We start from the raw sequence: 12,727 nt of genomic DNA on the forward strand, positions 1-12,727 counted from the left end.
TGGCTGGGTCATAGCCGGATCACCCTGCCCGCGACCACGAGGTGCACCTCGTCGCAGGCCGCCGCGATGCGCTGGTTGACCAGTCCGAGCAGGTCCCGGAAGAGCCGACCGGACCGGTGCTCGGGGACGACGCCCAGGCCGACCTCGTTGGTGACGAGAACGGTGTCCTCTCCCTGGTCGCGAACAGCGAGGACGTCCGCTGTCTCTTGCGCCGCGTGTCCGATCACGTCGGTGATCTCGTCCGCCGGCGCGCCCCAGAGGCCACGTTCGTCGAGCACCGCCGTGAGCCACGTGCCCAGGCAATCGACCATGACGTGCCCGTCCGTGCACGTGAGCACTCCGACGAGGTCGTGGGACTCGAGGGTCGTCCAGTCGGCAGGCCGCCGCGCCCGATGGGCGGCGATCCGCGCGGCCCAGTCGGCGTCGTCCTGGACCGGCCCTGGGGCGAGGTAGGTGACCGGTCCGGTCAGGAGCGACTCCGCGTGACGGGACTTGCCGGACCGGACTCCGCCGGTGACGAGCACTCTCACGACTTCTCCCTGAGCCAGGCGACGGCATCATCCACGTCGTGCACGGTCGGCACCCCGACCGGGCACGCGGGACGCCGTACGACGACCACGGCGACGTCGAGCTCGGCGGCGGCCTGCATCTTGGGCCACGTGTAGCTGCCGCCTGAGTCCTTGGTGACGAGGACGTCGATGGCGTGCTGCCGCATCAGTGCGAGTTCGCCATCGAGGCTGTAGGGGCCACGGCTGGTCAACAGCGTCCACGTCTCGGGCAGGTCGAGGGCGGGACGGTCGACGACCCGGGCGAGCACGGCGTGGCCGGACAGCGCGGGGACGAAGCGAGCCAGCTCCTGGCGGCCGACGGTGAGGAACGGCCGCGCACCGAGCGAGGCGGCCAGCGTGCTCGCCCGTTCGTGGTCGTCGACGTAGTGCCACCTCGGGTCTGGCTCCCAACCGGGCCGCTCGAGCCGCAGCAGGGGGACGTCTTCGAGGCGACAGGCGGCTACGGCGTTGGCGCTCATGCCGAGGGCGAAGGGATGCGTCGCGTCGACCACGGCGTCGTACTCGGCAAGCGCGGCCCGCAGACCCTCAACTCCGCCGAAGCCGCCGATGCGCACCCTCCCGACCGGCAGACGCGGCTCGGCAACCCGGCCGGCCAGGGAACTGGTCACCTCGATGCCGCTGTCGCGATCGTCGGCGAGCCGGGCAGCGAGGTCGCGGGCCTCGCTGGTGCCTCCCAGGAGCAGCAGCCTCATGCGGAACCTCCTGGGGGTAGGACGGGCAGGCCGGCGGGTGTGCCGCCGCGGGCGAGTGTCAGCAGTGCGTCGACGTCGAGGTGCTCCTCGACCATGTCGCCCAGCCGGTCGAGCCGGGTGTCGCGGGCGGCACCGAAGCTGACCGCGGACGCCTCTCGGCCCAGCAGCTCGGACAACAGCGCACCCCGCAGCGCGTCGCCCTCGAGGCTGCCGTGCCACATCGTGCCGAAGACCTTGCCCGCGCGGGCTCCGCCGAGGAACTCCTCGCCACCGCCTCGGGTGACCCGGCCGTGGTGGATCTCGTAGCCCGAGGCGGGTGCGCCCAGGGCGGTGCCGGCGGGCAATCGCAGCACCTTCTCGGCGGCGAAGTCGGTGCGGACGTCGAGCAGCCCCAGGCCCTCGACCCCGGCACCCGGCACGCCCTCGACACCGGCAGGGTCGCTGATGGTGCGACCGAGCATCTGGAAGCCGCCGCAGATGCCGAGCACCGGGCGACCTCGGCGGGCGTGGTCGAGGATCGCGGCATCCAGGCCCCGTGCGCGCAGCCAGGCCAGGTCGCTGATCGTCGAGCGGGTTCCCGGCACCACGAGCAGATCGGCATCGGCGACGTCGCGGGGATCGGAGACGAAGACGACGTCGAGGTCGGGCTCCAACCCGAGTGCGTCGACGTCGGTGAAGTTGCTGATTCGCGGCAGCCGCACAACCGCGATCCGGAAGGCGGCCTCACCGCTGGAGCGACGACCGTCCAGGTCGAGGGCGTCCTCGGAGTCCAGCCACAGGCTCGGATCCCACGGCAGTATGCCGAACACGCGACGGCCCGTCAGCCGCTCCAGGGAGTCCAGGCCGCGGGAGAGGAGCGCCAGCTCGCCACGGAACTTGTTGACCACGAGGCCGGCCACCAGCCTCTGGTCGGCGGGCTCCAGGAGTGCGACCGTGCCGTACATCGCGGCGAAGACACCGCCGCGGTCAATGTCGCCCACGACCACGGTGGGCAGCGATGCGTGCTGGGCCAACCCCATGTTGACGTAGTCGCCGGCGCGCAGGTTGATCTCGGCCGGGCTCCCTGCTCCCTCGGCCACGATGACGTCGAAGCGCGCAGCGAGGTCGTCGTACGCGGTGTGTGCGGCCGTGGCCAGGTGACGTCGGCCGGTCTCCCAGTCCGCCGACGAGACCTCGCCGGCGGGATGGCCCATCAGGACGACGTGGCTGCGCCGGTCGCTGTCGGGCTTGAGAAGTACCGGGTTCATCGCCGGCTCAGGGGCAACGCGGGCAGCCAGTGCCTGGACCCACTGTGCCCGGCCGATCTCGGCGGTCGTGCCGTCGGCGGCGGAGCAGACCATCGAGTTGTTCGACATGTTCTGGGCCTTGTACGGCGCCACCTTCACGCCACGTCTCGCGAAGGCGCGGCACAGGCCGGTGGTGAGGACCGACTCGCCGGCGTCCGAGGTCGTCCCGGCGACGAGCAGACCGCTCACGGCTGCGTCTCCCGAGCCCGCAGCAGGTAGACGTCCATCACCCAGCCGGCCGCTGTCTTCGCCCGCTCGCGCGCCGCTTCGAGCGAGGGCAGCACGTCGGCGACCCGCCCCGCGACGAGCTCCTCGGAGTCGGTGCCGAGGTTGGCACCCCACCAGATCGACCAGTCGTCGAGCCCGGCCAGGTCGAGGGTGCCGGTGAGCATGACGCACAGGTTGGTCTGGCCGGCCGCGACGTCCTCGCGGAGCCGGCGGCCGGTGGTGATGTGGACGGACTGCCCGACAGGGTGCAGCACAATCCGGTGACGGGCGGCCAACAGCTGCGGTGCGCTGATGCCCGGCAGCACGTCGTACTCCAGCGGCATCCGCTCGGCGAGCCGGTCCACGACCCGGATCGTCGAGTCGTAGAGCGACGGATCACCCCACACGAGGAACGCCGCCGTGCCACCCCGCTCGCCCAGGACCCGCTCGTAGGCCGCCACCCGAGCCTCGTGCCAATCCTTGACCGCCCCGGCGTAGTCGACCGGATCGGCCCGATCCCGCTCGGGATCGGGGACCGCGACCACCTCGAGACCATGCTCGGCCGCGATGGCTCGGCGGACCGAGAGCAGGCCGTCGTCCTCGCGCTTCTCGGCGGCGAGGACGTAGTCACACGACCGGAGCGCGTCGGCCACCTCCGGGGTGATGTGGTGCGGCCCCATGCCGACGCCGAGAACGCGGACCCTCACCGGGCGTTCACTCGCGGTCTTCGAGGTCGCCCTCGACCTCGAGGTAGACCTGCTGCATCGCGGCCAGGGTGTCGGCGTCGGGCTCGGCCCACAGGCCACGCTCGGCGGCCTCGTGAAGTCGCTCGACGATGCCGCGCAGTGCCCACGGGTTCGACTTGCGCAAGAACTCCTGGTTGGTCTCGTCGAGGACGTACTCCTGGGCGAGCTTGTCGTACATCCAGTCGTGCACCACCCCGGCGGTGGCGTCGAAGCCGAAGAGGTAGTCGACGGTGGCGGCCAGCTCGAAGGCGCCCTTGTAGCCGTGCCGCTGCATGGCGGCGATCCAGCGCGGGTTGACCACCCGAGCCCGGAAGACGCGGGCGGTCTCCTCCGACAGGGTGCGGGTGCGGATCGAGTCCGGCGAACTGGAGTCGCCGACGTACGCCTTCGGATCGGCACCGGTCAGCGCGCGGACCGTGGCGACCATGCCGCCGTGGTACTGGAAGTAGTCGTCGGAGTCGGCGATGTCGTGCTCGGCGGAGTCGACGTTCTTGGCGGCGACCTTGATGCGGCGGTAGTTGGCGCGCATGTCGTCGGCGGCCGGGGCACCGTCGAGGTCGCGGCCGTAGGCGAAGCCGCCCCACGCGGTGTAGACCTCGGCGAGGTCGTTGTCGTCGCGCCAGGTGCCGGACTCGATGACCTGCAGGATGCCGGCGCCGTACGACCCGGGCTTGGACCCGAAGATGCGGGTCCTCGCGCGGCGGGCGTCGCCGTGCTCGGCCAGGTCGGCGGCGAAGTGGGCGCGCACGTAGTTCGCCTCGGCCGGCTCGTCGAGGTCGGCCACCATCCGCACCGCGTCGTCGAGCATCGCCACGACGTGCGGGAACGCGTCGCGGAAGAAGCCCGAGATCCGGACGGTGACGTCGATGCGCGGGCGGCCGAGCTCCTCGAGCGGGACGATGACCAGCTCGCGGACCCGACGGGACTCGGCGTCCCACTCCGGACGCACCCCGAGCAGCGCCAGCACCTCGGCGACGTCGTCCCCGGAGGTCCGCATGGCGCTGGTGCCCCACACCGACAGTCCGACCGACGTGGGATAGGTGCCGGTCTCGTCGAGGTACTTCTGCACCAGCGAGTGGGCCATCGCCTGGCCGGTCTGCCAGGCCAGCCTGCTGGGGACGGCCCGCGGGTCGACGGTGTAGAAGTTGCGGCCCGTCGGCAGCACGTTCACCAGGCCACGCAGGGGAGAGCCGGAGGGCCCGGCTGGCACGAACCCGCCAGCGAGCGCGTGGAGGACCGCGTCGAGCTCGCCGGTCGTCCCGGCCAGGCGGGGGACGACCTGCTCGGCCGCGAACCTCAGCACCTGCTGGACCTCCGGCGCGTCATGCAGCGTGGTCGCGAACGTCGGGTCCCAGTCAGCCGCCTCCATTGCCTCGACCAGCGCCCGGGCCCGCGCCTCCGTCTCGTCGACCGCCTGGAGATCGGCGCCATCCTTGAGGCCGAGCGCGGCCCGCAGGCCGGGGACCGCGTTGCCGACGCCGCCCCACACCTGCGCGGCGCGCAGGATCGAGAGCACCAGGTTGACGCGGGCCTCTCCTGTCGGCGCCGCGCCCAGGATGTGGAGGCCGTCGCGGATCTGGGCGTCCTTGATCTCACACAGCCAGCCGTCGACGTGGAGCAGGAAGTCGTCGAACTCCTCGTCGTCGGGGCGCTCCTCCAGGCCGAGGTCACGGTGCAGTTGGGCGGCGTGCATGAGCTGCCAAATCTCACCCCGGATGGCCGCTAGCTTGGCGGGGTCCATCGCGGAGATCTTGTCGTACTCCTCGAGCAGACCCTCGAGTCGTGCGATGTCGCCGTAGGACTCCGCGCGCGCCATGGGCGGCACGAGGTGGTCGACGATCGTCGCATGCGCGCGTCGCTTGGCCTGCGCGCCCTCGCCCGGGTCATTGACCAGGAACGGGTAGATCAGCGGCAGGTTCGCGATCGCGGCGTCGGGGCCGCAGGCGGCGGACAGTGCGGCATTCTTGCCGGGCAGCCACTCCATCGAGCCGTGCTTGCCCAGGTGCACCACCGCGTGTGCCCCGAAGCCCCCGGCCTCGACGCCCGCCGCGAGCCAGCGGTAGGCCGCGAGGTAGTGGTGGCTGGGCGCCAGATCGGGGTCGTGGTAGATCGCGACCGGGTTCTCGCCGAAGCCGCGCGGAGGCTGGATCAGGATCACGACGTTGCCCGCCTGCAGGGTGGCGAGCACGATCGCGCCGTCATCGTTCACGAACAGGCCGCCCGGTGACTCGCCCCACGCCTCGACCATGGCATCACGCAGAGACGCCGGAAGGTCGGCCGTCCAGGCGTCGTACGCCGTCTTGCCGATGCGCACGTGCGCATCGGTGAGGTGTGCGTTGGTGAGCCACTCCTCGTCCTGCCCACCGGCGGCGATCAGGGCATGGATCAGCGCGTCGCCGGCCTCCGTGTCGTCCGGCAGGTCGAGGAGCGGCAGCACCGGGTTGTCGGCGCCGAGGTCGTAGCCGTCCTCACGCAGGCGGCGCAGCAGCCGGATGGCCGAGACCGGCGTGTCGAGGCCGACCGCGTTGCCGATCCGCGCGTGCTTCGTGGGATAGGCGCTCAGCATCAGCGCGATCCGCTTCTCGCCGGTGGGCACCCGCCGCAGGACGGCATGGTTGACCGCGATGCCGGCCACCCGGGCGCAGCGTTCCGGATCGGCGACGTACGCCGGCAGACCCTCGGCGTCGATCTCCTTGAACGAGAACGGCGCGGTCGTGATCCGGCCGTCGAACTCGGGGATGGCGATCTGGCTGGCGTAGTCCAGCGGGCTGATCCCGTCGTCGGAGGCGTCCCACTCGTCGCGGCCGTTGGTCAGGCACAAGCCCTGTAGCACCGGGATGTCGAGGGCTGCCATCCGCTCCACGTCCCACGCTTCGTCGTCGCCGCCGGCACTGGCCGTGGCCGGGGCGCTGCCGCCTGCCGCGAGCACCGTCACGACGAGGGCGTCGAGCGTCCCGAGCGCCTCGTAGAGGTCATCGGGCGCCGAGCGGAGCGACCCGGCGAAGATCGGGACGCCGACCGCTCGGCCGGTCGCGTCGATCGCGTCGGCGAGGGCGTGCGCGAACACGTTATTGCCGCTGGCCTCGTGCGCGCGGTAGTAGAGCACGCCCACGCGAGGCAGGTCGCCGGCGCGGCCGGACGGCCGGTCGGCGTACCCCCACGCCGGGATCGCCACGGGCGGCTCGAAGCCCTCGCCGGTCAGCAGCACGGTGTCGGAGAGGAAGGCGTGCAATTGGGCGAGGTTGGCCGGACCGCCCTCGGCCAGGTAGCGGTGTGCCTCGGCGGCTGTCCCCATCGGAACTGTGGAGAGCTCCATCAGCTCGGCGTTCGGCTGCTGCTCGCCGCCGAGGATCACCAGCGGGGTGCCGGCCTCGCGCACGGTCGAGAGGCCGGGCCACAGGTCGTGAGGCGAGCCGAGCAGGCGTACGACGACGAGGTCGGCCCCGGCGATGAGTGCCGTGAGCTCGGCGTCGGTGCTGCGGGCGGGGTTCCCCCAGACATAGCCGGCGACACTGGCGCGAGCAGACAGCAGGTCCGTGTCGGAAGTCGACAACAGTGCGATGCGGGTAGGCGCAGCCATGGGCCGGTTTCCTCCTCCGGGGTTCTCGCCCCGTCAATCGGTGGGATAAGCCCATGGCCAGTGTCTGGCTGCGTCTTGTCGACGTCACAGTGGCGGAACCGCCCCGGACTCTCACCGGGTTCCTGCACCACGAGCAGTTCGCAGCCTACGGGAGAATCACCCCCATGCCTCACCCGGTCTATCTCGTCCGCCACGGCCAGTCGCAGTGGAACGTCCGCCGCCTGACCCAGGGACAGACCGCTCATCCGCCGCTGACCGATCTCGGGCGCTCGCAGTCGGCCGCAGCGGCGGAGCTGATCGCAGAAGACCTCAAGGACGTGGGGCTGTCCGCTGACCGTCTCGTCAGCAGCGACCTGACCCGCGCGGCGCAGACCGCCGCGGTCATCGGCCGCCGGCTGCAGCTGACTCCGGAGTCGGACCCCCGCCTGCGCGAGCAACATCTGGGTGACCTGGAGGGCCGAACCTACGAGGAGACCTGGGCCGCAGCGGAGGGCTTCGACTGGTCGGACCCAACGCAGCCGATCGCGGGTGGGGAGTCGCTCATGGACGTGTACGACCGCATGGGTGCTGTGCTCAGCGACCTCGAACGCGGTTCCGTATCCGTCCTGGTGTCGCACGGGGACGCGATACGGTCCGCCGTCGCGTACCTCCAAGGCATGAAGCCACACGAAGCACCGTGGGTCGACGTCCCCAACGGGGCCGTGGCCCGCATCGACGACCACCTCACGTGGCTTGGACAATGACGCTCATGCCTGACCAAGCCCTTTGCCTGGACCCAGCCTCCTTCGCCGGAGTCACCCTCGTCGGCGCCGGTCCAGGCGACCCGGACCTCATCACGATCGCCGGCCTCAAGGCGCTGCTCGGCGCGGATGTCGTCGTGACCGATCGGCTGGTGCCTCATGAGTTGCTTGCGGGGCTCGCTCCCGATGTGGAGCTCATCGACGTCGCCAAGTTCCCGCGCAGCCGGTTGACCGCCCAAAAAGACATCAACGCCGTCCTGCTCGAGCGGGCACGAGCCGGAAAGAGGGTCGTCCGCCTCAAGGGAGGCGATAGCTGCGTCTTCGGACGAGGTTTCGAGGAGGTGCTTCACCTGCAACAAGCCGGGGTCCCGGTCCGTGTCATCCCCGGCCTCTCCTCGTCCATCTCCGTACCAGCGCTGGCGGGAATCTCCGTCACACACCGAGGTGTCGTCCACGACTTCACCGTCGTCTCAGGACATGTACCGCCCCGCCACCCTGACAGCCTTGTCAACTGGGACGCTCTGGCCGCATCAAGAGGCACGATCGTTCTGATGGTGGCCGTCCAAAACGCCGCTGTGATCGCCCAGACCCTCATCGATGGCGGACGCCACACCGGTCAGCCCGCGGCCATCGTCGTGGACGGATCAATGGCGAGCGAACGCGTCATCCGCACGACCTTGAGTCAACTCGGGGAGTCGATCGACAACGAAGAGGTACAGCCGCCGGCGATCATTGTGGTCGGTGACGTAGCCGCGCTCTGACGTGCCCCTCATGTTCCTGGGCAAGGGATGCCTACTCCGGAGCCGCCACACCCGGGGAAGTGCCACCCGTGACGGTTTCGGTCAGCCTCGCGCTGCTCGCCGCGGTGCCGTTGGCGCCTGACACGGTGCTGGTCTTCCACAGAGCACCACGGGGACGAACAGGGGCAGGAGGCCCGGTCGATCGTGCACGTCGCCGCGACGGCCACGGGCCGTCGGCCTCTGCGCACCGGGAGTCTCGGATCTCGCCTCTCCCGCTGAGCTGAGGGTGCCGGGGTGACGCTTTCGCTGGGCGGCTCGATTCTGGCCTGGTCGCCCGTGGCGCGCCCGTGGGCGATCCGGGGACTCGTCGCTTGGGCACTGACGCTGGATGCGGGGCCTTCTCTACCTCGTGTGGGGGCTGGCTTGGACCGTGGGTGAGGAGCTCGCGCCCTTGGGCGTTCCGAAACCTCTGCTCGACTTTAGGCAGCTGGTTGCCCAGCATCGTGGTGATGGATAGACGCGGGTAGTGAGCCTGGCTCTCCGAACCCACTTGCGATTCGAGTCATGCCGCGCTTATGTCCCGAAAACGCCAGCGCAAGCCCTCTATTGCGAGCAGACAGCATCAAGACGGTGCAGGGTCGGGCCGCTGGCTTGTGCGCGTCTGCGCAGGTCAGAGCACACGCCGGCAAGTGGGGTCAAACAAGCCAGTTGCTAGACGAGCACGCGCTGGAGGTCCAGAGGTCACAGGGTCAAATCCTGTCCCCGCTACGACAGAAGGTCCGGATCGGCCATAAGGCCGGCCCGGACCTTCTCCCTTTTCCCGCCGCTACGCTGGCCCCTGTGAGCTCGTGGAAGGAGCCCGGGATGACCGAGACGAGACCCGTGGAGTTCCCGGGCGCGGACGGCAGCACGCTCGTGGGGCGCCTGGAGCTGCCGGACCGGCCGCCCCGGGCGACCGCCCTCTTCGCACACTGCTTCACCTGCGGCAAGGACGTCGCCGCCGCGTCGCGGATCGCCCGGGCGCTGCGCGCCGAGGGGTTCGCCGTCCTGCGGTTCGACTTCACCGGCCTCGGCGAATCCGAGGGCGACTTCGTCGACACCACCTTCAGCACCAACATCGACGACCTGGTGCGGGCCGCCGACCATCTCCGCGCGACCCTCTCGGCCCCCAGCCTGCTGATCGGCCACTCGCTCGGCGGCGCCGCCGTGCTGGCCGCGGCCGCCGCGATCCCTGAGGCGCGCGCCGTCGTCACCATCGCCGCGCCTGCGGATCCGCAGCACGTCACGCACCTGTTCGGGGACCAGCTGCCGGGCCACGCCGACTGGGACGACGTCGAGGTGACCCTCGCCGGCCGGCCGTTCCGGGTCAGCCGCAGGTTCCTCGACGACATCGACGAGCACCCGCAACGCCAGCGCATCGCGCAGCTCGATCGGGCGCTGCTCGTCATGCACTCTCCCACCGACGCCGTCGTCGGCATCGACAACGCCGGCCGGATCTTCGAGGCGGCCCGGCACCCGAAGTCCTTCGTGGCCCTCGACGGCGCGGACCACCTCCTGACCAGGCGCGAGGACGCCCAGTACGTCGCGGACATCGTCGCGGCCTGGGTCCACCGTTACCTCCCGGACGCCCCCTCTGAGCCGGGCGTGTGACGACCGGGGACGGACTCTCCGAACGGCCTCGGGGGCCGCACCCGCGCGGGTAGTGTGGAAGATCCACCGGATCGAGGAGGACTGGCATGGATCTACTCAACCGAACCGACATCCAGACACTGGCGGCGTCCGGGGGTGACGGGTTGCACGTGTCGATGTTCATCCCCACGCACCGCTACGGCGGCGAGGTCCAGGGCGATCAGCTGCAATGGAAGAACCTCGTCAGCGCCGTCGACGCGCTGCTGACCGACGAGATGCGGCGCTCGGAGCTCGACGCGTTGCTCGCCCCGGCGCGGGAACTGCAGAACGACAGCATGGCGTGGCAACACATGAGCGACGGCCTGGCGATGTTCCTCAGCCCTCAGGGCCATCACACCTACCGCATCCCGGCGTCGCTGCCGCTGCTCGCGACCGCGGGGGACCACTTCGTGACCGGCCCGCTGATGCGGCTCCTCTCGGGTGACGCCCACTTCCTCCTCATGGCCATCAGCCAGGGGCAGGTGCGTCTCATGGACGGCAGCCGGCACACCGTGCGCCAGATCGAACTCGACGACGTCCCCACCAGCATGTCGGACGTCGTGGAACCCGACGGCCGCTCGGCCCCCATGGCCCGGGCCCTGACCGGGGGACGGGGCGGGCGCGCCGTGTTCTACGGTCACGGTGGCGGCGACGACGACGCCAAGAAGGAGGACCTCGTCCGGTTCCTCCGCGAGGTGGCCGCGGGCATGCGCGACATCCTCGCCGGGCAGACGGCGCCGCTGATCCTGGTGGGGCTCGAGCAGAACGTCTCGGCCTACCGCGACCTCAACGGCTATGCCAACGTCCTGGACGAGGCCGTGCTGCGTAACCCCGACGACCTGTCGGCCGAGGAGTTGCACCGGCTGGCGTGGCCCATTGTCGAGGCGCGCCTGCGGGCGGACCGCACGGCGCTCATCGACCGGTTCCGGTCGCTCACCGGCAGCGGGAAGGTCTCCGACGACCTGGCCGTGATCACGGAGGCCGCCGCGCAGGGCCGGGTCGACACGCTGTTCATCCGCTCGGATCCGTGGTGCTGGGAAGAGGTGGTCGCCCCGAGCGACACCCCCGTCGTCCGGTTGGGTGCCGACGAGCGCTTCGTGGTCTGCGAGGCCGTGGATCGCGCCGCCGTCGACACCCTCGCCAACGGGGGCACGGTCCACGCGACATCGCGGGAGGTGTCGGCGGAGGCGGGCGTCGCGGCGATCCTCCGGTTCTGACGCTCGAGGGGCCAGGCGCATAATGGACGGCGTGCCCACGCCGCCGCGCCGTCGTCCCGATGCCAAGTGCCCGCTCCGGCCTGGTGACCCCTGCACCCTGTGTCAGGTGAACGTCACCGGGCCGCAGGACTGCGGGCTCGTCTACCTGGTGATGGACGACCAGGAGCTGCGCGACGAGTGGGTCAAGTCCCGGTGTCGCTGACACACACCACCGACACGTTGGGAGATCCGTCGATGAGGACGCGCACGCTCGGCAGCACGCTCACTGTCAGCGCCATGGGGCTCGGCTGCATGGGAATGAGCCAGAGCTACCACCCGATTCCGGACCGCGGCGACATGCTCCGGCTGCTGCGCGACGCCGTGGACCGCGGCGTCACGTTCTTCGACACCGCCCAGGTCTACGGCCCGTTCGGCAACGAGGAGTTGGTCGGGGAGGCACTCTCGCCGGTGCGCGACGAGGTGGTCATCGCCACGAAGTTCGGGTTCGACCTCTCCAGTGGTGCGGTGGGCGGGCTCGACAGCCGCGCGGATACCATCCGGCGCGGGGTGGACGAGTCGCTGCGGCGCCTCCGCACGGATCGCATCGACCTGCTGTACCAGCACCGCGTGGACCCCGCCGTGCCCATCGAGGAGGTCGCGGGCACCGTGGCGGGCCTGGTCGAGGCGGGGAAGGTGCGCCACTTCGGCCTGTCCGAGGCCGGCGCTCGGACCATCCGCCGGGCGCACAGCGTGCACCCGGTCGCCGCCCTGCAGAGCGAGTACTCCCTGTGGTGGCGCGAACCCGAGGGCTCGATCCTGCCGACCCTGCGGGAACTCGGCATCGGATTCGTGCCCTTCAGCCCGCTGGGCAAGGGGTTCCTCACCGGCGCCATCGACGAGGGCACCCGGCTCGCGGAGGCGGACTTCCGCGCGACGCTGCCCCGGTTCAGCGACGAGGAGGCGCTGCGCGCGAACAGATCGTTCGTCGACCTCATCCGGCGGATCGCGGCGCGGCACGACGCCACGCCGGCCCAGGTCGCCCTCGCCTGGGTCCTCGCGCAGGGCGACGATGTCGTCCCCATCCCGGGGACCACGAAGCTTCCCCGGCTCGAGGAGAACCTCGCCGCTGTCGACCTCGCCCTCACCGAGGACGACCTCGCCGAGATCGACGGCGCGGAGATTCAGGCGGTCGGCCACCGGTACAGCGACGTCCACGAGCGGCTGATCGACCGCTGAGCGCCGCCCGCCGCCGCGGCGATCCCGCCCCGGACGAGCGTCCGGCAGCGGGGCGATGTGTCAGATC

At 70.8% G+C, this 12,727-nt stretch carries 11 protein-coding genes and 1 riboswitch; of the genes, 6 read left to right on the forward strand and 5 right to left on the reverse strand.

What is annotated here, in order from left to right:
* Positions 1–8: 8 nt before the first annotated feature.
* The 5 genes from BCR15_RS05815 to cobN are packed head-to-tail and all read right to left on the reverse strand — an operon-like array spanning position 9 to position 7,080.
* Positions 9–530, reverse strand: a complete 522-nt coding sequence (locus BCR15_RS05815; RefSeq protein ID WP_068751250.1) for a bifunctional adenosylcobinamide kinase/adenosylcobinamide-phosphate guanylyltransferase — start codon at positions 528–530, stop codon at positions 9–11.
* Positions 527–1,261 (reverse strand): cobalt-precorrin-6A reductase, encoded by a 735-nt coding sequence (locus BCR15_RS05820; RefSeq protein WP_068751251.1) that lies wholly within the window; start codon positions 1,259–1,261, stop codon positions 527–529. The genes BCR15_RS05815 and BCR15_RS05820 overlap by 4 nt, the downstream gene beginning before the upstream one ends.
* Entirely contained in the window at positions 1,258–2,736 is a 1,479-nt protein-coding gene (locus tag BCR15_RS05825; protein WP_141680049.1) for a cobyric acid synthase, read from the reverse strand. The genes BCR15_RS05820 and BCR15_RS05825 overlap by 4 nt, the downstream gene beginning before the upstream one ends.
* A complete protein-coding gene (cobF, locus tag BCR15_RS05830) occupies positions 2,733–3,461 on the reverse strand; it encodes a precorrin-6A synthase (deacetylating) (RefSeq protein ID WP_068751252.1) in 729 nt (242 codons plus the stop codon). Before cobF ends, BCR15_RS05825 begins: the two co-directional genes overlap by 4 nt.
* Before the next feature lie 7 nt (positions 3,462–3,468).
* Complete coding sequence (cobN, locus tag BCR15_RS05835) at positions 3,469–7,080, reverse strand: cobaltochelatase subunit CobN (protein ID WP_068751253.1); 3,612 nt, start codon at positions 7,078–7,080, stop codon at positions 3,469–3,471.
* Positions 7,081–7,118: 38 nt separating this feature from the next.
* Positions 7,119–7,227, reverse strand: a riboswitch (cobalamin riboswitch).
* A 17-nt stretch (positions 7,228–7,244) separates the two neighbouring features.
* Between cobN and BCR15_RS05840 the strand changes: the two genes are divergently transcribed.
* From BCR15_RS05840 to BCR15_RS05865, 6 genes are all read left to right on the forward strand, one after another.
* The gene (locus BCR15_RS05840; RefSeq protein WP_068751254.1) at positions 7,245–7,823 is read left to right on the forward strand and encodes a histidine phosphatase family protein; all 579 of its coding nucleotides are present in this window, start codon (positions 7,245–7,247) and stop codon (positions 7,821–7,823) included.
* Positions 7,820–8,581, forward strand: a complete 762-nt coding sequence (cobA, locus tag BCR15_RS05845; RefSeq protein WP_068751255.1) for a uroporphyrinogen-III C-methyltransferase — start codon at positions 7,820–7,822, stop codon at positions 8,579–8,581. The genes BCR15_RS05840 and cobA overlap by 4 nt, the downstream gene beginning before the upstream one ends.
* Positions 8,582–9,424: 843 nt before the next feature.
* On the forward strand, positions 9,425–10,210 hold the full coding sequence (locus BCR15_RS05850) for an alpha/beta hydrolase family protein (RefSeq protein WP_068751256.1): 786 nt from the start codon (positions 9,425–9,427) through the stop codon (positions 10,208–10,210).
* An 86-nt stretch (positions 10,211–10,296) separates the two neighbouring features.
* Positions 10,297–11,445 (forward strand): baeRF3 domain-containing protein, encoded by a 1,149-nt coding sequence (locus BCR15_RS05855; protein WP_068751257.1) that lies wholly within the window; start codon positions 10,297–10,299, stop codon positions 11,443–11,445.
* Between the two features lie 106 nt (positions 11,446–11,551).
* Positions 11,552–11,647 carry a DUF6767 domain-containing protein gene (locus BCR15_RS15540; RefSeq protein ID WP_408647367.1) on the forward strand — a complete coding sequence of 32 codons (96 nt, stop codon included), beginning with the start codon at positions 11,552–11,554 and terminating at the stop codon, positions 11,645–11,647.
* Positions 11,648–11,679: 32 nt separating this feature from the next.
* Positions 11,680–12,660, forward strand: a complete 981-nt coding sequence (locus tag BCR15_RS05865) for an aldo/keto reductase (RefSeq protein WP_068751474.1) — start codon at positions 11,680–11,682, stop codon at positions 12,658–12,660.
* The last annotated feature ends 67 nt before the right edge of the window (positions 12,661–12,727 follow it).

Source organism: Tessaracoccus lapidicaptus (assembly GCF_001693815.1).
GTDB classification, from domain to species: domain Bacteria; phylum Actinomycetota; class Actinomycetes; order Propionibacteriales; family Propionibacteriaceae; genus Arachnia; species Arachnia lapidicapta.

Bases quoted from the DNA above. Each gene is read 5' to 3' on its own strand.
- BCR15_RS05840 (WP_068751254.1), top strand. From the start codon at position 7,245: ATGCCTCACCCGGTCTATCTCGTCCGCCACGGCCAGTCGCAGTGGAAC.
- BCR15_RS05865 (WP_068751474.1), top strand. From the start codon at position 11,680: ATGAGGACGCGCACGCTCGGCAGCACGCTCACTGTCAGCGCCATGGGG.
- cobN (WP_068751253.1), bottom strand. From the start codon at position 7,080: ATGGCTGCGCCTACCCGCATCGCACTGTTGTCGACTTCCGACACGGAC.
- cobA (WP_068751255.1), top strand. From the start codon at position 7,820: ATGACGCTCATGCCTGACCAAGCCCTTTGCCTGGACCCAGCCTCCTTC.
- BCR15_RS05855 (WP_068751257.1), top strand. From the start codon at position 10,297: ATGGATCTACTCAACCGAACCGACATCCAGACACTGGCGGCGTCCGGG.
- BCR15_RS05820 (WP_068751251.1), bottom strand. From the start codon at position 1,261: ATGAGGCTGCTGCTCCTGGGAGGCACCAGCGAGGCCCGCGACCTCGCT.
- BCR15_RS05850 (WP_068751256.1), top strand. From the start codon at position 9,425: ATGACCGAGACGAGACCCGTGGAGTTCCCGGGCGCGGACGGCAGCACG.